We start from the raw sequence: 22,665 nt of genomic DNA, 5'->3' as shown, positions 1-22,665 counted from the left end.
TTAGTTTGAATTTTTAACGCGCATTACAGCAATTGCAGCAACAACGAATGATGCAGCACCAATTAATAATGCGTAAATAGGCTGATTAGAAAATACGTGTCGTAAAATAAGCCCTAAAATACTAGCGGCAAGCAATTGCGGTATAACAATAAAGAAGTTAAAAATACCCATATACACGCCCATTTTGTTACTCGGTAGTGCATTACTTAACATTGCATAAGGAAGCGATAAAATAGAAGCCCATGCAAAGCCAACGCCTATCATTGGAATAAGGAGCATTTTTGGATCTGTTATAAACATAAAGCTCGCAAGGCCCAATGCGCCTAGTAATAAGTTAAAGCAATGCGCGCCTTTTAATCCCATTTTTTTAACTAAAAACGGAATACACATAGCAGCAATAGCCGCAAAGCCATTGTAAGCTGCAAATAAAATACCGACCCAATCAGCCCCATCGTTAAAGGCTTTACTTGTTGCGTCACTGCTGCCGTAATGAAAGCTTGTTACTGCGGCTGTGGTGTATATCCACATAGCAAATAACGTAAACCAGCTAAAAAACTGCACCCAAGCAAGCTGCTTCATTGCCTCTGGCATGGTAAATACATCTTGTACTACTTGGTAAAAACCGCCTTGTATTTTGTTAGCAGCCTTTAATGCGCTTGCTATCCACTGCACAATACCAAACGCTAGTAAGCCACCAGCAAGTAGGTATAACTCTTTTTCAAGCGATAAACCCATTACTAATGCAAGGGTTGCTAAACCTAGCACCACAAAAGTAATGGCACCTTTATTGAAGTTGATATCTACTAATACTGTGTTCGTTGGTTTGGCAGTTTTATTTTCAAAAGCAGCTAATTGCTCAGGGCTATATTCTTTGGTTCGCATAACTGTCCAAAGAACTGCAACTAGCAACACAACCCCACCCCAATAAAATGAATATTTAACAGATTCAGGGATTTGCCCTGGCGCAGCGGTATTACTTACGTCAAACCAATTGGTCATCATCCATGGTAGTGCTGAGGCTAATACCGCACCAATACCAATAAAAAAGCTTTGCAAGCCATAGCCCGTAGCACGTTGTTTTTCTGGCAGGTTATCGCCTACAAGTGCTCTAAAAGGTTCCATAGTGACGTTGATTGATGCATCCATAATCCACAACATACCTGCAGCAATCCAAAGGGTTGGTGAATGCGGCATGATAAAGAGTGAGATAGTAGTAAGTACCGCCCCTATGAAAAAGAATGGACGTCGACGACCAAAACGCCCCCATGTTTTATCACTCCAATAACCAATTATTGGTTGCACTATTAAGCCCGTTAGCGGTGCTGCAACCCATAAAATTGGAATATCATCAACTTGTGCGCCTAGGGTTTGAAAAATACGGCTCACATTGCCGTTTTGTAGTGCAAAACCAAATTGAATGCCTAAAAAGCCAAAACACATATTCCATATTTGCCAAAAACTTAGATTTGGTTTGTTGCTGTCATAATTATTATTTTGATTATTCATGATTAGCCTTATTAGTTAAAACTGCGCTACTAAATGCATCTAGCGAAAGCATAAGCTTTGTAATTTCTTTGTCAGTGATGATCTTTACCGTATTTTGTTCTAGTAAGTCGTGTAGCGGTTTATTTCGCTCAAAGGTATTTGCTTGCTCTGGTGTTAAATTAATTAATACCGTTTGTGGCTCCTCACTAAAATTACTAAAAACATAAATAGATTGCTGTCCCAGCGTGCGTACAAAACCAACAACGCGCTCGCTACCACTAACCGAAAGCGCTGTCATGGTTCCACCTACAATAGCGGGTAAACTATTAAGAGCCATTATTGCTTTATAATAATCACGAAGTGATGCTTGTTCGCTCGTTAAGTTAGCGCCGTCGAATTTGCCTTTATTCATCCATGCTTGATGCGCTGGTACACCAATATAATCAAAAATGCTGGTGCGAGTAGGCGTTCCAAAACCTGCGTTTTCAGATCCGTCCTCTCCCACATCTTGCGCAAAATATAATAAAGTGGGTGCGCGACTAATTAAGCTAGAAACTACCATTGCTGGTTTCCCCCAGCGTGCATCACCTGCAAAATCAGGGCTAGCAATGCGTTGTTCGTCGTGATTTTCTAAAAAGTGCAGCATGTGCGCTTCAATATCAGTAACTTGGCTTTGGGCTGCAAAAATAGTATTGGCAGCTTGCTTATTCTGCATAATGGCTTTTAATGTGTCGTAAAAGCCGACTTTGTCATACAAGTAATCCATTTTTCCTTGCTGAATATACGCTCTGTACATTTGTGGGTTGTAAACTTCAGCCAATAAAAACGCATCGGGCTTTTGCATTTTTATTGATGAATTTAAAAAGCTCCAAAATTCAACCGGTACCATCTCGGCCATATCGTACCTAAAGCCATCAACGCCTTTATCGAGCCAGTACAAAGTGATGTCTCTAAATTTATACCAACTATTAGGAAGCTCTTTATTTTGCCAAAACGCATAATGAGCTCGATAATCTTGGTTTTCTAGCTCTTTAGGTAATGCAGGAAAGTCATAGCTGCCATCAGGCTTAACGCCATAATTCACTCTTACGGTTTCGTACCAATCGTTAATATCTGGCTTTGGTGCACGCGCACCATTACCCGTCCATTTTGCTGGGGTTTCATCAAAAAAACCGTCAGCTAAAGGGTGAGTATTACCCCCTAAAACTATATAGCTTTGTGATGTTGGAACCTGAAAGGACTGACCTGGTACATAATAAAAGTTATTATTTTTATCGTACTCTTTGCTGGTGTCGTCTTGTTCACCAAAGTCTTTTATTCCCTTGGGTTTTGCTACTGATTTATAATTACGAGCCACATGGTTAGGTACAATATCTATAACCACTTTCATGCCATGCTTATGAGTGCGTTCAATCAGGTCACTAAACTCACCCATTCTATTGGTCACATTTATGGCTAAATCTGGGTTTACGTCGTAGTAATCTTTTATTGCATAAGGTGAACCTGCACGGCCTTTAACTACATCAGGGTCGTCTTGCGTAATTCCATACTCGGTATAATCGCCCACTAGCGCATGATGTAAAACACCGGTATACCAAATATGGGTCGTCCCCAATTCTTTAATACCTTTAAGTGCAGCATCGTTAAAGTCGGAAAATTTACCTACGCCATTTTGCTCTTTCGTACCCCAAGGCACATTCGCGGTCTGTGTGTTGCCAAATAAGCGTGTAAATACTTGGTATACAACAGGCTTTGTTAACTCATTTTGCGCCTGTTTAGGCGCTTGCTGTTGTTCGGTTTCATTATTGTCTGAGCACGCACTTGTTATAAGTGCGCTACATAGTAATGCAGGTACATAAACTGATTTTTTCATTGTGTGTCTTTTTGTCAGTAGTGTTATAGCTTTATACTAAAGATATCTGCAGCAAGCATACAGTTGCTGCATACGTATTCACTTAAACATTCACGGCGTATTAATCACTAATACCGTAGCAGCCATTGGCTTTAAGTTAATACTGTTAGTTAGTTTAAAAGTGTGTTGTTTGAATAATGCCTGCGCATTGGCATTTTTTGGTATAACTTCTTGCATGTAATCAAGATTATGCTTTTGTGTTACTTTGTTTTTATTCATAAAAACTAATACTGTTTGCGTATCACTAACGCGAGCATAACTATACACACCATTGTTCGGGCTGAAATGAACGAGCTTACCCTTTGTAAGTGCCGGGCTTTGCTTTCTAAAGTTAAGAAGCGTGCTTATAGTCTTGTGCATATCGCGCTGCTCTTTACTTAAACCTATTCCAGTAAACGCATTGGCGTTTTGATTTTTAAACCCACCTGGAAAATCAATACGTATATCACCATGATCTTTACTCGGCGTGTTATCCAATAATATTTCGGTTCCATAATATATTTGTGCAATGCCACGCGTTGTTAAAAACAAAGTCATCGCCATTTTAGTTTTAGCTAAGTCTTGCCCAAGCTCCGTATATACACGGCTCATATCGTGGTTATCAGCAAACACCATAATGTTATTGGTGTCTGGGTATAAAAAATCGTTAGCTAATGACTGATATACTTTAACCCAGCCTGTGCTCCAACTTTCATCTTCATTTAAAGCTCGAATTACCGCCTCTTGCAACGAAAAGTCCATCACACTGGGTAAGCTTGACACATACCCATCTTGATTAACTTTGCCGCGCTGCCAATACGACGCTATTGCAGAGTTTGAAGTCCACTCTTCGCCAACAATATTAAAGTGTGGGTATTCATCCATAATGGCCTTGGTCCAATCACTTAAAAACGCTTTATCTGAATAAGAATAGGTATCTACACGAATACCGCTTAAATCTGCGTATTCAATCCACCAAATTGCATTTTGAATTAAATACTCATTTAATAATGGTTGGCGCTGATTTAAATCGGGCATGCTAGCGACAAACCAACCATCGCTAAATTGGCGTTTATCGTAGTTACTTGCGTGTGGATCTTGAATTGTTTGGCGCGCATGGCTTGTGGCATTTTTGCCATTTTCAAACTGCCCATTAAAGTTAATCCAATCTTGAGTTGGTTTATCCTTCATCCAGAGGTGCTCAGAGCCAAAATGATTAAGCACCATGTCCATAATAAGCCCAATGCCCTGCTCTTTAGCCTTTGTTGACAACGTTTTATACAACTGGTTTGAACCCATACGTGGATCAACGTTGTAAAAGTCTGTGATCGCGTAACCATGATAAGAATAGTCAGGCATGTTGTTTTCAAGCACAGGTGTTAACCAAAGCTGTGTCACGCCTAAATTATTTAAATACGGTAGCGCATTAATTACACCTTGAATATCACCGCCATGTCGCCCGCCTTTAAAGCTTGGATTTGCACCCTCTAACATACCTTTAACTGTATCGTTTTTTTCATCACCATTTACAAAGCGATCTGGGTTAATTAAATATAAAGCATCTGCATTTGTGAAACCTTGGCGTTGCACGCTATGTTTATCTCGGGTAAGTAAAGGAAATTCAAAGCTATGTACTGGATCGCTACTCTTAAATTGAAGCGTTCCTGCTTTGGCGTTATCGCTAATATTTAAATGTAGAAAAGCATAATTAGGGTTGTCAGTACGTGTTACGTTATTAAGTTCAACCCCTTTATACTTATCTAATTTAAATTCTTCGTTCGCTATATTTTGCTCATGCACGAGTACTGTAACGTTATTGTTATTCATGCCTACCCACCAATTGGCAGGCTCTACATTAAGTGCATAACTAAAGCTTGGTAAGCTACATGCGCTTACTAGTAAAAGTGTGTTTAAAAATCGCATTGTTATACCTTTTTAATGCTGGCTAAAAAATTCTGGTGAGTTGGTAGCTGCGCAACTGTTGAGTTTATCAATGTTTTTAAGGTAGTGAATAAATCACTCAGTTGATCATCACTTAGTGAATCAACAATACTGTTATAGTCATCAGGGATAAGCCCTTGCCCTATCATGACTTGCTGCCAAGCAACTTCAGCGAATAGTTCATCATCTTCCCGCACTACTTTGCCTGTTTGTTTAAATAAACTCAGTTTATGGGTAAGGGAATTTGGTATATCCATTTGCATGCATTGACGCCAAAACGGGGTATCTTCTCGCTCGGTGAGTTTATAATGCAAAATAATAAAATCGCGTATATGCTCTATTTCTATAACGCTTTGTTTATTAAACTGCGTTACTAACGCATCGCTAATGCCATTATGTGGAAATAGTTTAATTAAGCGTGTAACCGCAGTTTGAATTAAATGAATACTGGTTGACTCAAGCGGCTCTAAAAATCCACTTGATAAACCAACCGCGACCACGTTTTTATGCCACTGCTTTAAGCGCCGACCTGTTTTGAATTTTATAATACGGGGCTCTGTAATTGACTCAGCGGGTAAGCTTTTTAGCAGTAACTGCTTAGCATCATCATCTGACAAGTATCTACTGCAATAAACAAGGCCATTGCCAATACGATTTTGCAGTGGTATTTGCCATTGCCAACCAGCACTATGTGCAATAGATCGCGTATAAGGTTTTAGCTCATTGGTACTTTGCGTTTGAACAGCCACTGCACTATCACATGGTAAGTAATGAGACCAATCAATAAACCCTGTATTAAGTGTTTGCTCAATTAACAAGGCACGCAGCCCAGTGCAATCTATAAATAAATCACCACTAATTTGACTATCGTTATTAAGTGTTAGGCTTTTAATATTGCCTGTATAGCATTGTTCAACATGGTCTATTTTTGCATCTATATGTTTAACACCGCGCGATATAGCCAACTTTTTTAGATATTCAGCGTAAAGCGTCGCATCAAAATGATATGCGTAACTCAGCCCAGGTAGTTGAGTATTTGGGATGGTATTTAAAGGGGCAAACCTATGCTGTTTAGCCGCTTGGTAATTGAGTGAAAAATCCCATAGTTCGTCTTCGCAGCCCGTAACTTGGCCTTTTAACCAAAAATTATAAAAATCACAAAAGGGAAAATCTTTACCAAACGAGCCAAACGCATGCATGTAGCTATGCGATTGGGTTTTCCAGTTTTCGAACTCTATACCTAATTTTATTGAAGCATTAGTGGCATTAATAAAATCTTGCTCGTTTATACCCAGCGCGTTATTAAGTTGAATAATAGGCGGTATTGTTGCTTCACCCACTCCTACCGTACCAATAGCTGATGATTCTATTAGTGTGATATTAATTACTTTACCTAACACTTTATTAAGCAGTGCTGCTGTTATCCAGCCTGCGGTACCACCGCCTGCAATTACCACGTGTTTTATTGGTTTCATATTATTATCCACGTTTTATTAAATTTAAGTACGGTTAAAAAGTTAGGTAAACTAGGGTCTGTTGATCTTTGCGGATTAAAATTTGTTCAAACTAGGGGCTATTTAATCGCGGCGCGAGGTTTGTAACCTAGTGGGCTAAGTAAAAACCGAGCAACAAAGAGTAAATAGCCCCTAGGAAGAACCCTTTGGGCAGCGCCTGTTTGGCATTAATGCTACGTTATCGCCCATTTATGGGGAATAACCACACTACATAGGCTCTGCCTTGCCTAAATACCAAACAGACTGCTGCAAATTTAACCTTGAAAGATCAACAGACCCTAGCTATAAAAAAACCCCTGTAACACAAATTACAAGGGCTTCTACACACAGCTTTTATTATAGCTTGTAGCTAAAGCCTAACAAGTAAGTGCGACCGTAATCTTGGTAATCACGTACTTGTAAAGCATTGTCGCCTGAAAGCGACGTAAACGGTTCTTCGGTTAGGTTTTGTACTTGGAACTGAATTGATAAACCTTCAAGGCTCTCTATACCGGCTTCACTAAAGTCGTAACCCGCTTGAACATCCCAAATAGTTTCACCTAAAATATCAACTTGTTCCGTATCAAAGCCTAAACCATATACATCGCCTTTAAAGGCACTGCGTTTGCGCATACTGGTACGTAACTGCATACCATGCATTTCGTAGTAAACCGTTAAGCTTTGAATTTTATCTGAAAGACCAGGTAGTTCGTATTCGTTACCGTTTTGGTCCTCAATATCAGACTCAATACCAGTATGGCTGGCAATTAAACCAAAACCTTCAAGAGACGGATGGAAAATTTTAAACGGTAATGCCAGTGACAACTCATAACCATATAGATCGCCACCGCCGCCATTTATTTTACCACTGCCAGTACCCGATGATGTTGCTGGTAATTCTCCGGTAGATGGATCTGCAACACCCGACATATCAATTGCGTAAGTACCGTCAAAAATCCACTGAGTTAAATCTTTATAGAAAAACGCTGCAGAGAAGTAACCCTCATCACTAAAGTAATTCTCGTAAGTAAAATCGTAGCCTGTTGCTTCTTTAGGCTCTAAATTTGGATTACCACCCGATACAGACCAATAGTTACCATTTTCATCTGGCGTTTGATTATATGACGCATTAACTGATGAATTCATTTCATCTAAGCGTGCACGAGAAATTGTTTTAGCAGCACCAAAACGTATCGTTTGTTGCTCATCAATCGCAAGTGACAGGTTTAAGCTAGGTAAAACGTGTGAGTAATCATGACTTATGTTTGTAGGTGATGTAACAACCACACCATCAACAGTACTAAATGCATTACCTTGTGATGATTGATCAGTTTGTACATAACGCACGCCCACGTTACCCGTTAATGCAAGACCGCTTACTTCAGCATTAATATTTGCTTGAACAAATGCAGAAGTAATTTCTTCTTTTACAGTCCACGATTTCGTCGCATGACTTGTATTTGTTAAGCTCTCTGCAAGTAAGTCGTAATAACCATCGTTAACTAAGCCATTTACGTCATAAGCAATCATATCGCCCATGCCTATAAAGCCTAGGTCAACACTTCCGTTACGGTACTGTTCTGGCACGCTAAGCATGCCTGGGTTATCAAGCGAAAAGCTAGATAACGTCATAAAGTAACCTTCTGAATCTTTTGTTTTCTCACGCTCTTTGTAAGACATACCAAATTCAATAGAGCTTATGTACTCGTTTTCTAATACCTTTGAAGCCGCTATTTTTAATGTTGATAATTCATCTTCAATGGTCGGTGCATTAATAAAACCATCTTGCGCTTGGTTTTCATACTCAGTGCCAGTCAAACCATATTTATCGTTAAGTGCAGAGCTTGCACCCCACGATAGTGGGCCACCTAATTGTATTAAACCATAATCGCTATAATCTAAATCATGTGAAAAAGTAGCTCCAGTGTTACCACCATTAAATGTGTAACCCAAGTTATCTGCTACCCCGCGAGCATCACCACGACCAGTGCCTGAATAGCTTTCAACACTCCATATTTTGCGCTCTACTTGTGAGTAACTTGCATCAAACTCAACTGACCATGAATCGTCAATATCGTATTTAGTATTAAAACCAAAGGCTGTAAGTTCGGCTTCGCGTTCTTCATAATCGTTACGAACTACAACACGCTGACCTTGTGTTACTGCACTTGTTATAAAGCCAGATGCTTCATCAACTACAACACTATTTGGATCAATACTACCTTGTCCCCATGCAAATGGAACTTCAATACCGCGTAGAATTTTTTCATCTGTAAAATCTACATATAACGCATCAAACGTCATATTTAATTTATCTGTGGGCGCCGCTTCTAAAACAAGCATTGCCGAATCACGCTCAAGCGTTGATGAACGTACGTAAGGTTTAGCACCACCTAAAATTGAATAATCGTTACCATTTTCAGTGAATTCCGGATAACCCCATGAGTTCCAACGTTTTTCTTGATTTGGTGAACTCATGGTGTTTAGTGCAAATGCAACACCAATGGTATCGTCTGCAAATTGATCAATGTATGAAATAGTGCCTCGGTAACCGTCGTCGTTGCCGTCAGGGTTTAATTTACTAAAGCTGGTTTGCTCATACTGTCCATTTACTTGTACAACACGTTCGCCTTTGCTTAAAGGACGAACTGTTTGCATATTAATAACACCAGCAATACCCTCAGCATCAATACTTGCATTTGGCGTTTTATAAACAGTTACACCGCTCATTATTTCTGATGGGTAAAGGTCAAACTCTACACCACGGTTATCACCAATCGATACTTGTTCACGACCATTAAACGTTGTGCCACTTTCATTCTCGCCAAAACCACGAATAGAGACACGACTTGCTCGGCCGTCTAAGCGCTGAGCTGTTAAACCGGGTAAACGCGCAATCGATTCAGCAATTGAAGAATCTGGCAATTTGCCAATATCTTCAGCCGATATAGATTCTACAACCTGAGTAGAGAAGCGTTTTGTGTTAATAGACTCAACCACACTGCCACGAAAGCCTTTAACTTCGATAACTTCTACATCATCTTTTTTTATTGTATCTTCTTGAGCAGCCTGTGTAGCAAAGCTCGATAAGCCTGCAGCTGTTAATGCCAAAGTTAATATACTTGGTTTGAACATAGACATAATGTTTTCCCGTTACCCATATTGTGATACCCGCGTTCAATGTTTAAGTGATAGTTAAACAAGGCGAGCTAATTTTGTTGTCAGGATGAATATTAACGCCAGATTTATTTTATTAACAACTTTATGCATACGTATTCAACAATTTCAATATAGCCTAACATTAACATATATTACACACGTGCACTTTTAACCAATTGATTTTATTGGTAATAAGGTAGATAAAAAACACAAGACAAACATCAATAGTCAAATCAATTCTATTGAAACTTAATGGCACTTTTACTTAAATGTAAACAAGGTGAAATTAATTATCACTGTCAAATAATGTTTAAATTATTCCACATTTACCAAGCGTTAAATTGGTCAGACCATTTCATATAGATCCTGGGATATATTTCCCTTACAGTACAATCTGTTAGATTCAATTTAACTAATAAATCAATGACTGACGTAATTGGTAAACAATAGATACGCAAAATGAACGCTACTAAAGCCACTCTAACCACTTATTTTTAATAAATTTATTGCATTATTTTTAGTGCATACGTATGCAGACTTTTTACAGGATTAAAGGCTTCACGTATGCTTTTTGCAAATAACGTGATTAATCGTAATCACAATAAAGAATAGTCTAAATACTGTGTGGAATGACGGAGAAAAGCATGACCCAAAAGCAGTGGTATAAAGGTGCGGTTATTTATCAAGTTTATCCGCGTAGCTTTCAAGATAGCAACAACGATGGTATTGGTGATTTAAAAGGGATTATTAATCGTATTGATTACATTAAAAGCTTAGGCGTTGATGCAATTTGGATTTCACCTTTTTTCAAATCGCCAATGAAAGACTTTGGCTACGATATTAGTGACTACCGTGACATTGACCCGCTTTTTGGTGATTTAAACGATTTTGATGAACTTATTAGCCAAGCCCATGATCGCAATATTAAAATTATAATTGACCAAGTACTAAGCCATACATCAGATCAACACCAATGGTTTACAGATAGCCGCGAAAATCAAAATAACGATAAAGCGGATTGGTATGTTTGGGCTGAAGCCAAAGATGACGGCACAGCACCTAATAATTGGCTGTCTATTTTTGGTGGTAGCGCATGGCAGTGGGAACCTCGCCGTGGGCAATATTATTTGCATAACTTTTTAACCGAACAACCCGATTTAAACTTTCATAATCCTGACGTAAGACAAGCTGTACTTGATAACGTAGAGTTTTGGCTTAAAAAAGGCGTAGATGGCTTTAGATTAGATGCTATTAACTTTTGCTATCACGATGCACAACTTCGCGATAACCCAGCTAAACCAAAAGATAAGCGCCAGGGTCGTGGTTTTAGTGAGGATAACCCATACGCATTTCAGTATCATTACTACAACAACACTCAGCCAGAAAATATTGAGTTTATGCAAGACATTCGCACATTACTTAATAAATACCCTGGTACTGTATCGCTTGGCGAAATCTCATCAGAGGATTCATTAGCGACAATGGCGCAGTACACCCAAGGTGGCGATAAGCTGCACATGGGATATAGCTTTGAGCTCTTAACAAATGATTATTCAAGTGAATATATTAGAACTACGGTTCAAACTCTTGAACAACGTATGACTGAGGGTTGGCCGTGTTGGGCATTTAGCAACCATGATGTAGAGCGCGTAGCGAGTCGCTGGAGCGAAAATGGCATAATAAACCCTCAGCAATGTAAAATGCTAACCGCCCTACTTGCTTCCCTTCGTGGCAGTGTATGTATGTACCAAGGTGAAGAACTTGGTTTAGGCGAAGCATCTGTTGCCTTTGAAGACTTACAAGACCCATATGGCATTACATTCTGGCCTAATTTTAAAGGGCGTGATGGCTGTCGAACGCCAATGCCTTGGGAGCAAATTGATTCATCTCATGCTGGTTTTAGTGATGTGAAACCTTGGCTACCCGTTGATGATGCACACAAACAACAATCAGTTGCGATGCAAACAAATGATAGTCACTCAATTTTAAACGCCTACCGTGAATTTATGGCGTGGCGAAAAAAGCAAACAGTTTTACTTGAGGGTGATATTGAGTTTATTGAAACGCCTGAGCCTGTGCTTGCTTTTTATAGAACGCTTGGAACGCAAAAGATGCTTTGCCTGTTTAATCTAAGCTCTCAACAAACAAATATTGATATGCCGACATCAATCGTTAAAGAATATAACGAACTTAGCCACCACAGCGCAAAATTAAGCCAAGACACATTAACGCTTGAGCCTTTCGCTTGCTTTTATGCAGAGTGTTAATGACATCAATAATTACACTTAATGTTACAGCTAAGCTCTAAACATAAAAAGCCCAAGTAAATTACTTGGGCTTTTTTGTGCATTTAATTTTTCTAATGGCTTTGGGTTTTACTGTTTAAGTAATCAGTTAAAGCAAATAAAACGCCTGACATTACAAACGTGACATGAATAGTCACTTTCCAAAGGAGCTCATCACTTGGATATGCACCTGAGTTAATAAAAACTTTTAATAACTCAACAGCAGAAATAGCCACTATCGCACTTATTAATTTCATCTTTAGACCTGAAAAACCAACTTTGCCCATCCAAGATGGTCTGTCTTCGTGATTATCAATATTAAGCTTAGAAACAAAGTTCTCGTAACCACTAAATGTAATGATCAGTAATAGCCCCGCTAATAATGCCGTATCAACTAAAGTTAGAATACCGACAAGTAACTCTTGATTGGTTGCTGTAAATGTCGCAATACCCATTAAATAAAGCTGTTTAAAAAACTTTATTAACAACAGTACAACTGCAAATAGTAGACCCACAAAAAATGGGGCTAGTAACCAACGCCCTTTAAAAATAAAAGATTCTAATGCATGCTCTACTTTATTAGCTTGGCGTGGTTTTTTATTAGGGGTGTGTGATGACATTGGTTTGACTTTTAATTAAAAAAGCGACCTTAGCTTATAAACCACTACAACACAATGTTGCGAAATCCTGACAAGTGAATTACTCATCCTCACGATAAAAATATTTCGTTATCTTTTATTTCGTTTTCGTTTAAAAATCAATATACCAACAGAGTTGTTCTGGATTGGGCACTACTGGTTTAAACCTAACCTTAAACTGGGTAAATCAGTCATCACACCATTTTTTTAGGAATAAACGAATGAAAAAAGCATTGCTAGCATTAATCGTAGCTCCATTATTTGCAGTATCTGCGACTTACGCGGTAGCAGACGATGCGCCAACAGCTTCAGCCGAAATGGTAAAAGAATACACAGAAATGTGTGTTAACTGGGCTAAAGATGATGACGTAAGCAATGAAGAGCTAAATGCCTACGTATTAAAATGCGTAAATGATGAGCTTGAATCTGAAGGCTATAAAAAAGTATCTTCTGTTAAGATTTAATAATACCAATTGCATTAAATTAGTGAGCTATTATAGCGCTAAAAAAATAGCTCAATAGCAAGTCGAAAAGCATGACATATAGTTGTTTTATATAAATGTTTTTTAACACAGTGAGTGGGTTCTTTAGTGCAACATAATGACCATGTTTTTAATAAAATTGGTATCTCCAATACGCTTAGTTGAATGTACTGCTAATAAAGCCGTTGCGAAAACATTTAACTAGGCACAAAAAAACCGGAATAGACACAAGCTGTGCGTTCCGGTTTTTTTATAGTTTTTTAAAACCTATAAAAAGTTATGAATAAGCGATAACGTGCTTATTCATCTTCTTTTTTAGCTTTAGCTTTAGGCTTTGCTTTAGCTGGTGCCTTTTTTGCAGCAGCTTTCTTTTTAGGTGCTGCCTTTTTCTTAGCTTCTTCTGTCCATTTACCTGCTTCATAATGAGCAGTCCAGCCAGTAGCTTTACCGTCAACTTCAGTCATAACATACTGAGCTTTATTTTTACGGCTGTAGCGTACAACAGCAAGATTACCATCAGGATCTTTAGCAGGTGCATCTGCTAAGTAATAAAACTTAGGCGAGATACGGTCTCTAAAGCGTTTTAACTCTTCTACCTTAGGTGCACGTGTTTCACGAGACTTAGGAAAAGTATTTGCAGCTAAGAATATACCAGCGGCGCCATCACGTAATACGAAATACGCATCTGACTTTTCACACTCTAACTCAGTAATGTGAACAGGATCTTCTTTTGGTGGAGCAGCTTCGCCACTTTTAAGTAGTTTACGTGTGTTTTTACACTCGTCATTATTACAGCCAAAGTACTTACCAAAACGACCCGATTTAAGTTCCATGTCAGAGCCACATTTATCACATTCGATAATTGGTCCGTCATAGCCTTTAATTTTAAAGGTACCTTCTTCAACTATATGCCCTTTACATGCGGGGTTATTACCACACACATGTAATTTACGGGTTTCGTCGATTAGGTATGAATCCATTGCAGTTTCACAAATAGGACAACGCTTCATTTGCATTAACTTTTCAGTTTCTACATCTTCTACATCAGCTGCAATAGCTTCATCACCCGACACTAAGTTCATTGTCGTAGTACAACGCTCTTTTGGCGGAAGGCTGTAACCAGTACACCCTAAGAAAACACCGGTTGATGCCGTGCGTATACCCATTTTTCGGCTACATGTAGGGCATTCAATATCTGTTTCAACCATCTCGTTAAGACGCATGCCACCATTCTCTGGCTCGTCTTTAGCGACAGTTAATTGCGTTGAAAAATCAGCATAAAACTTATCTAGAACTTGAGTCCATACTCGCTCGCCTTCAGCGATATCATCTAAACGGCCTTCCATTTTAGCTGTAAAATCAAAGTTCATTAAATCAGTGAAATTTTCAACCAAGCGATCGGTAACTATTTCACCCATTTTTTCAGCAAAGAAACGGCGATTTTCTACACGTACATAACCACGATCTTGAATCGTTGATATAATCGACGCATAAGTAGATGGACGACCAATACCGCGTTTTTCGAGCTCTTTTACTAAACTTGCTTCACTAAAGCGCGCTGGTGGTTTCGTAAAATGTTGCTTGGGATCAAGTTCGATTAAAGTAAGGATCTCACCTTCTTTAACAGCCGGTAGTGATTGATCTTCTTCGTTTTTCTTACGTATTGCAGGTTGTACTTTTGTCCAACCATCAAAGCGGAGCACGCGGCCTTTCGCTTTAAGCTGGAAGTCGTTAGCCGCAACAGTTAGTGTTGTTAAATCGTATTCAGCAGGTACCATTTGGCATGCTACAAACTGACGCCAAATTAGCTCGTACAGCTTTTTAGCATCGGCGTCTACACCTTCAACATGACCAGATAACACGGTGACGCTTGAAGGACGTATTGCCTCATGCGCTTCTTGTGCATTGCCTTTGGAGCTGTAGCTAATTGGATCTTTTGGTAAGTATTTAGCACCAAACTCGTTTGTTACATACTCACGACACATTTCAACGGCATCTTTTGAAAGATTAGTTGAATCGGTACGCATATACGTAATATAACCGCCTTCATACAAACGCTGAGCAAGCATCATGGTCTTTTTAACGCCATAACCTAAACGTGTACTTGCCGCTTGCTGCATGGTTGAAGTAATTAATGGCGCACTTGGGCGACTTTTACTTGGTTTTTCTTCAACACTAATTACTTTGTATTCTGCATTCTCAAGGCTTTTAACCGCTGCGCTAGCCTGAGCTTCATTTACAGGCTTAAAAGGCTTTCCTGCTTGTTTGGCTACTTCTAAACGTAACTCAGACTCAGCATTTTTAACGTCAGCGTGAATATCCCAAAATTCTTCAGGAATAAACGCCTTAATTTCACGCTCACGCTCTACTAATAAACGTACCGCAACAGACTGAACTCGTCCTGCAGAAAGTCCGCGGGCCACTTTTGCCCATAATAAAGGTGATACCATAAAGCCAACAACACGGTCTAAAAAGCGACGTGTTTGCTGAGCATAAACCATATCAGTATTAAGCTCGCCAGGTGTTTCAAACGCTTGCTGTATTGCGTTTTTAGTAATTTCGTTAAAAACTACGCGCTTATACTTAGCAGGATCACCACCAATGATTTCTTGAAGGTGCCAAGCAATTGCTTCCCCTTCTCTATCCAAATCCGTTGCGAGATATATTTGGTCTGCATTTTCAGCCAGCTTTTGTAATTCTTGAACAACTTTTTCTTTACCAGGCAGTATTTCGTAATGCGGATCCCAGCCTTGGTTTGGGTCAATACCCATACGCGCGACTAAGTTTGTATAATCTCGTTGCTTTTTATACGCTGCTTTCTCTTCAGGTTCCATTTTACGAACTTCTGCTGGCGTTTTAGTTGCCGGCACTTTAGCTTTGCTCGAACCTGAAGTAGGTAAATCTCGTACATGCCCAATACTGGACTTTACGATGAAGTCATTACCTAAATATTTATTAATTGTTTTAGCCTTAGCAGGAGACTCTACAATTACTAGCGATTTGCCCATAGTTGCCTATTTCTAACCAAATATTAAAAATGTGTTTTGCCGACATAAGCGGCGCGAATATTTATAGGTATATCTACAAACACTAGTTGTTACAAGCTTTTAATACAAACTTTTCAGTATTTACTGAATAAACGAACAATTTTTGTCGTTAAATTAAACAAACAGGTGTTTTTAGATTAATTGATGTGGAATATATAGAACAGAAACAAAAATGCCAACCTAAAGGTTGGCATTTTTAAAATAAAGCCTTATTTACTATCGTAAATTTCAATTCCCTTGGAGACCGTTTTAGTTCCACCAGCCTGAGTAGTAAACTCAAATGTTATTGAAAGTACACCGTCAAATTTATCATTACCATCTGCTTCTCGAGAAATACGAACATCTGAATACATTGGCTTATCCGTATTGGTACTTGGGATAATCGCGTTATTTTCGATAATAGATAAGTCACCATTTGTAGATGATATTGATACTGTTGTACCTGCAGGCAACGGATTACCAAACTCATCCGTGTAGTGAATACGAACAGTAATACCAGCTAAACCTACTTCTAATTGTTCAGGATCAGTTTCATCTGGGTCAGTTTCGTCATACGCAGGGTTATCTGCAAAAACATTTGACAAATCAACTGCTGAGATATCACAACGCTCAGATACATCGGATGGCTCAAGTACTGCAACAACTGAAACAGAGCAATCTGCTGGTACATAAACAGGATATGGTGCATCAAGAATATCCGTTGTTTTCAACACAGAAAAACGAACATATGGGTTATCTCCAGACATAACCAATTCAATTTGTTTACGCACTTCAATTAGCTCTCGAGAACACTCACCTGCAGTTTCAGCAGCTTCACCACATAATAAGCCATTATATTTACCATCAGCAAAGTCATAAATACCATCGTTATCTAGGTCTCTCCATGTTTCATTATGACCACCACGTGAAATTAGCTCAGAACACTCATCTGTAGAGGGGTCATAACTTGAAGCGTCTGCATCACTACAGTTTGCTTTATCAAAGGTCGCATTTTCATTGTGATCTATAAACGCTTCAGGTAAATCGTAACTTGCGTAATACTCACCAATATCAAATAAACCATTGGTACGCTTAACATCATCAGTGGTTTGCTCATCTACAAAGTTTTCTTGCCCTTTAGTGACAGCTAGAATACTTACACGTCCACCCATAACAACGCCATCAGCATTATTTTTAGCGCGTGTAATACCATTTATACAAGGAGCTGCAATACCAAAATATGGGTCACAATTTATAATACCTGTTTTTGGATTTATTCCTTCCGTCGTGGTTGAATCACCATCGATGTCACCAATTCGGTTACCCCATTTATAATCATAAAATGGACGGTCTCCTTGAGAGCGCCAGGTTACAACACAAGTAGCATCGTCAGTTTTACAAGTAACTTCATTGCTAGATGAGCCAATGACCCCTGCTTCAGCTAAAATAGTTGCTTCTACACCGTCACCATTATAATTATTAAATTGGTCACCAAAATATACCGTAATATCATTTAAAACACCGTTATAGTTAAGTGAGTTCGTATTAAGCGTATTTGGGCTTGCATCAAAACTGTTTTGGTCAGTCACGCCCGAAGCTAAAGTTAACTGAGCTGATACAGAGCTTATTTGCTCACTCAACGGAACTAAAGTTAGTGTCCCATCTGGACAAATTTCATTGGTTGGGTCTGCAGAGCACAGCGCAACATCATCAACCCAACATGTTAAGTCATCACCTTCAGGTAAATTATTAACATCTTCTTTAGAAATAAAACACGCTTTTACCACTAATGGACCAGGTACTATGCCAGATTCAACCGTTGTCTGAACAAAGCCTTCATTATTTGTATCACTTGTTCTAAGTGAAAGTTTAGCTGCACCCACTGAATCTGTTAACTTGAAATCAATACGTTGCTGCGTGGAAGCAAGACCATCCGCATCTATTAGCTTAAATCTAACAATCGATTGAGTCGGAGCTCCGCCTTCACCTGGAGGTAATGCAATAAATGTTTCACTGACATCAACAAACTGTATTGATTGTACCGCTGATGTTTCTACAGGAATAATCGTAGTTGCAGTGAAGTTTTTACCACCTGTTTCAACCGTGATATTAATATCATCATCAATACTACAACCTGTAGCTCGGTATGTTGATGTTGCTATACCACTTGATGATTTTACTGATGCATCAATTACTGAGTCGCCGCTAATTACACACGTTGAGCTGAACTCAACATCTGTTGGAGTTAAGTATAAATTACCATCCTCATCTAAAAGTGTTACTTCAATAACTGTACTACCACCTGCTTTTAAAGGGATAACATTTCCTGAAATATCTGTATTAAGCCCGTTATCAACCTCTAGGGTTAAATCAGCAATACCTACAGCAAAATTAGTTGAATTACTTTCACCTACAGACGTTACAGTCACGGTACCAGCTCCACCAGTATTACCAGGTTGCAATTTTAGTAAAGCAATACCAAAGTTATCGGTAAGGGCTGTCCCAGATGAAGGGAGAACAGAACCTAAATTTGTTGAAATATTAACAAGCGAATTTTTACTACCATCACCACTTTGCTCATCAATAACTTCAACAAATAATTCACCTAGTTCTGATGAAGATATTGTGTTGGCTACCGTACAACCCGATGCTGTTTGAGTAGGGTCAAGTTTTACACTAGAACGATTATCATCCCAGCCTGCGTTACAGCCTGTTAAAAGCTTTACTGATATAGAAAATTGTGCCAAATCAACTGGTGCAGAATCACCTGAAGAATAAAATACAGCTGTATTACTCACTTCTGTTGAGTTAGTAGGATTATAAGTTGCGACAACTTGACCTGCACCTTTAAAACTACCACTAGAGAGAGTTACTTTTGCCTCACCCGCTGAGTTAGTAATTGCAGTACCTAAGTCAGGCGTTATTTTGCCTGTGAAGTTTGTAGTAAATGTAACAAGTTGCTCGCTAAGTGCAACTCCATCATTTTTTAAAGTCGCTGTAACCGTCCCTAAATTATCGGTTGTAACCGGATTTGTATCCGAATACTTAGCGCCACTCTCATCGACTATATTTACCGTTAAGGTTGTTGAACCACTAACCCCCGTATCATCACCTTGCCCACCACTTGATTGAAAAGCAAAAGTACTTGTATAAGATTCACCATCGACTGTATAAGTAGCAGTTACTTCACCCGCACCGGCTTCAGTACCGGCGGTAAGTTCAACCGTTGCAATACCATCGTTTTGAGTTAATGCACTTGATGGAGACAATTCACCAATTTCATCTTCTAGTGTAAAAGCAATACGCTTACCCGCGACAATTACCCCGTCTTGAGTAAGAGTTGCACGTAAATCTAAAGAGGAGGTAGCAGTAACAGAATTTGACTCTGTTGCGTCTGTTTGAGAATATCCCTTCAGTGAAACCAAATATGTACTAGTCTCTGTAGTGGAATCACCATCACTAATAGAACCGTCTTTCTCAAGTGACCCACCGCCACCACAGGCTGTGAGTAAAAAACTTAGCAATGAAATGCCGAGCAGTCGCATTAAAGGCATGAACCTCTCCCTAGCGTTGTTATTATAATCAAAATTAATTTACACTTAATATTAACCTATAACTTAGTCTAAAATCACAGTTTTTTATTACTTTTTTGTGCAAAATATTTTTAAATAAATACTAACTTTTTCTGTAGTAAATATTTCCTTGCTGGTAGTCTATGGCAAATTTATAAAAATGTAGATCAGGAAATATGTCAAAAATCCGTTCAATGAGTTTAACCACTCGCATCATGATTGGTATGGCGCTTGGGGTTGCAGTAGGTTTTATATTTCAGGCTATATTAGCTGGTGAAGACGATTATCTAATACCACTTGGGTTATTCTCTTTGCCAATTAAAGCTTTTTTTGTTGATGGTATTTTCCATGTTGGTGGTCAAATATTTATTGCCAGCTTGAAAATGTTAGTTGTGCCTCTTGTTTTTGTATCGCTTGTTTGTGGTACCTGTAGCTTAAGCGACCCTAAAAAACTAGGTCGATTAGGTGGTAAATCTATTGGTTTATATTTATTGACTACAGCTATTGCTATAACAGTAGCAATTACGCTTGCCTTATTATTTAGCCCTGGTGAAGGCATCAGCTTGCCATCTAATGCAACTTATGATGCTAAAGAAGCGCCTACTCTTGCCCGTGTAATTATAGATATGTTTCCTACAAATCCTTTTGAAGCCATGGCCAAAGGCAATATGCTTCAAGTTATTGTGTTTGCACTTTTATTTGGTGTAGCAATGGCATTGAGTGGTAAGGCGGGAAAACGTGTTGCTATCGTATTTGAAGATTTAAACACTGTGATTTTAAAACTAGTTACGCTTTTAATGAATATTGCCCCTTATGGCGTATTCTTTTTAATGGCAAAACTGTTCACAACAATTGAGCTTAACTTAATTGTGAGCTTAGCCAAATACTTTGGCGTTGTAGTGTTAGCACTTTTATTACATGCGCTTGTAAATTACACCGTATTACTAAAAGTACTTACAGGCTTAAACCCACTTATTTTCTTAGCAAAAATGAAGCACACATGCTTATTTGCATTTAGTACTTCAAGCTCAAGCGCAACTATGCCTATTACACTTGAAACAGCAACTAAAAAGCTAGGCGCTAACAACTCCGTTGCCTCATTCACTATCCCTCTAGGCGCGACCATTAACATGGATGGCACCGCTATCATGCAAGGTGTGGCTACCGTGTTTATTGCACAAGTGTTTAGTGTTGATTTAACAATATCTGATTACCTAATGGTTATATTAACAGCAACACTTGCCTCTGTAGGTACAGCAGGTGTACCTGGTGTTGGTTTAATAATGCTGGCAATGGTACTTAACCAAGTTGGCTTACCTGTAGAAGGGATTGCAATTATTATCGGTGTAGATAGATTACTTGATATGACACGTACAGCAGTTAACGTAACCGGTGATTGTATGGTTACCTGTGTTGTTGCCAAGTCTGAAGGGGAGCTAGATGAGAGCATCTTCAACGACCCTAATGCAGCTAAAGATTTAGAGGATTATCATAAATCTATTGATTCATAAGCTACATTTATACAGCTATAAAAAAACCTTGATGGAATCCATCAAGGTTTTTTTTCGAGTAAAAATAATTAAACTGAATCCTGAAAAGATTCTAATCTAAGGATTTAACGACTTAAACTTAGAAAGTAAGTTTATTCCCACTTTATTTACACCACTACTCAAACCAAGAGCTAGTTTATCGCTCAACCCTTTTTTAACTTTGTATTTAATCTTATAAATTTGGCGCTCATATTGCTGCTCTAGCAATGCATCATCACTTGTTTTTATCACGTCTACCAAGCCTTTATCAATCGCTTGAGTTGCAAACCAATGCTCACCTGTCGCAACTAAGTTTATATCTAAGCTTGGACGTTGAGTGCTTACAAACGTTTTAAATAAATCATGTGTTTGTTCAATTTCTTCACGAAATTTTTCACGGGCCTTATCTGTGTTTTCACCAAATAAAGTAAGTGTGCGTTTAAATTCACCTGCTGTTATTTGCTCAAATTCAACATCATTTTTCTTTAATATTTTATTAAAGTTAGGTATTTGAGCTATCACACCAATAGATCCAACTATTGCAAAAGGGGCTGCAAGTATCTCATCCGCGACACACGCCATCATGTAACCACCACTTGCTGCTACTTTATCAATTGCAACACTCAGGGGAATACCCGCACTTTTAATACGCTGTAACTGAGATGCAGCAAGTCCATAGCCATGTACAACTCCACCACCACTTTCTAAACGAATAAGTACTTTGTCTTTACTTGGATCGGCAATAGAGATAATCGCCGTTATTTCTTCTCGTAAACTTTCTACTTCGTGAGCATCCATACTACCCACAAAGTCAATTACATATAAACGAGGTTTGGGCTCATCTTTATCTGCTTTTTTACTTTTTGATTTAAGTTGTTTTTGATGCGCTTTAAGCTCTTTTTTGCCCAACGTATTTTGTAAAAAACTCTCTTTAAGTTCAACTAACTGCTCTGATATATCGTCAATTTGTATTTCACCTTTTTTGGCCTTTGGCTTAACCGCAGCGCCAACTATTAGCATTAAAATAACTGCTATAGCGATAACAAAAGTAACTGTTTTAGCAAAAAACAAACCGTATTCGTATAAAAATTCCAACTGGTTTCTCCATTTATAAATTTCAGCTAATTTAGCATGCTTTAAAGCAAAAAAAAGCCACTTTTCAGT

At 38.7% G+C, this 22,665-nt stretch carries 12 protein-coding genes; 3 read left to right on the top strand and 9 right to left on the bottom strand.

Annotated features, from left to right (window positions below; all coding sequences use genetic code 11):
- From WNY79_RS07600 to WNY79_RS07580, 5 genes are all read right to left on the bottom strand, one after another.
- A complete protein-coding gene (locus tag WNY79_RS07600; protein ID WP_342875547.1) occupies positions 1-1,506 on the bottom strand; it encodes an MFS transporter in 1,506 nt (501 codons plus the stop codon).
- On the bottom strand, positions 1,499-3,358 hold the full coding sequence (locus tag WNY79_RS07595) for an alpha-amylase family glycosyl hydrolase (RefSeq protein WP_342875546.1): 1,860 nt from the start codon (positions 3,356-3,358) through the stop codon (positions 1,499-1,501). Before WNY79_RS07595 ends, WNY79_RS07600 begins: the two co-directional genes overlap by 8 nt.
- A 90-nt stretch (positions 3,359-3,448) precedes the next feature.
- The gene (locus tag WNY79_RS07590) at positions 3,449-5,299 is read right to left on the bottom strand and encodes a glycoside hydrolase family 13 protein (RefSeq protein ID WP_342875545.1); all 1,851 of its coding nucleotides are present in this window, start codon (positions 5,297-5,299) and stop codon (positions 3,449-3,451) included.
- Between the two features lie 2 nt (positions 5,300-5,301).
- The gene (locus WNY79_RS07585; RefSeq protein WP_342875544.1) at positions 5,302-6,792 is read right to left on the bottom strand and encodes a tryptophan halogenase family protein; all 1,491 of its coding nucleotides are present in this window, start codon (positions 6,790-6,792) and stop codon (positions 5,302-5,304) included.
- A gap of 375 nt (positions 6,793-7,167) precedes the next feature.
- Entirely contained in the window at positions 7,168-9,951 is a 2,784-nt protein-coding gene (locus WNY79_RS07580; protein ID WP_342875543.1) for a TonB-dependent receptor, read from the bottom strand.
- A gap of 662 nt (positions 9,952-10,613) precedes the next feature.
- On the opposite strand from WNY79_RS07580, the gene WNY79_RS07575 reads away from it, so the two are divergent.
- The gene (locus WNY79_RS07575) at positions 10,614-12,236 is read left to right on the top strand and encodes an alpha-glucosidase family protein (RefSeq protein WP_342875542.1); all 1,623 of its coding nucleotides are present in this window, start codon (positions 10,614-10,616) and stop codon (positions 12,234-12,236) included.
- A 92-nt stretch (positions 12,237-12,328) separates the two neighbouring features.
- On the opposite strand, the gene WNY79_RS07570 is transcribed toward WNY79_RS07575, so the two are convergent.
- Entirely contained in the window at positions 12,329-12,874 is a 546-nt protein-coding gene (locus tag WNY79_RS07570; RefSeq protein WP_007582598.1) for a TIGR00645 family protein, read from the bottom strand.
- Positions 12,875-13,113: 239 nt separating this feature from the next.
- On the opposite strand from WNY79_RS07570, the gene WNY79_RS07565 reads away from it, so the two are divergent.
- Positions 13,114-13,356 carry a hypothetical protein gene (locus WNY79_RS07565; protein WP_007582596.1) on the top strand — a complete coding sequence of 81 codons (243 nt, stop codon included), beginning with the start codon at positions 13,114-13,116 and terminating at the stop codon, positions 13,354-13,356.
- 317 nt (positions 13,357-13,673) lie between these two features.
- On the opposite strand, the gene topA is transcribed toward WNY79_RS07565, so the two are convergent.
- Together topA and WNY79_RS07555 are read right to left on the bottom strand one after the other, a co-directional pair.
- Positions 13,674-16,382 (bottom strand): type I DNA topoisomerase, encoded by a 2,709-nt coding sequence (topA, locus tag WNY79_RS07560; RefSeq protein ID WP_342875541.1) that lies wholly within the window; start codon positions 16,380-16,382, stop codon positions 13,674-13,676.
- Positions 16,383-16,630: 248 nt separating this feature from the next.
- Entirely contained in the window at positions 16,631-19,954 is a 3,324-nt protein-coding gene (locus tag WNY79_RS07555; RefSeq protein WP_342875540.1) for a hypothetical protein, read from the bottom strand.
- A 194-nt stretch (positions 19,955-20,148) separates the two neighbouring features.
- Here WNY79_RS07555 and WNY79_RS07550 point away from each other — a divergent pair, with 194 nt between their 5' ends.
- Positions 20,149-21,483, top strand: coding sequence for a dicarboxylate/amino acid:cation symporter (locus tag WNY79_RS07550; protein WP_342875539.1), 1,335 nt, complete (start codon positions 20,149-20,151; stop codon positions 21,481-21,483).
- A 96-nt stretch (positions 21,484-21,579) separates the two neighbouring features.
- On the opposite strand, the gene sohB is transcribed toward WNY79_RS07550, so the two are convergent.
- Entirely contained in the window at positions 21,580-22,596 is a 1,017-nt protein-coding gene (gene sohB, locus WNY79_RS07545; RefSeq protein WP_342875538.1) for a protease SohB, read from the bottom strand.
- Positions 22,597-22,665: the final 69 nt, after the last annotated feature.

It is taken from the genome of Pseudoalteromonas sp. AS84 (genome assembly GCF_038900255.1).
Classification (GTDB): Bacteria; Pseudomonadota; Gammaproteobacteria; order Enterobacterales; family Alteromonadaceae; genus Pseudoalteromonas.
Note: the sequence above shows the minus strand (reverse complement) of the source record. Positions and strands in the feature narration are given on the sequence as shown.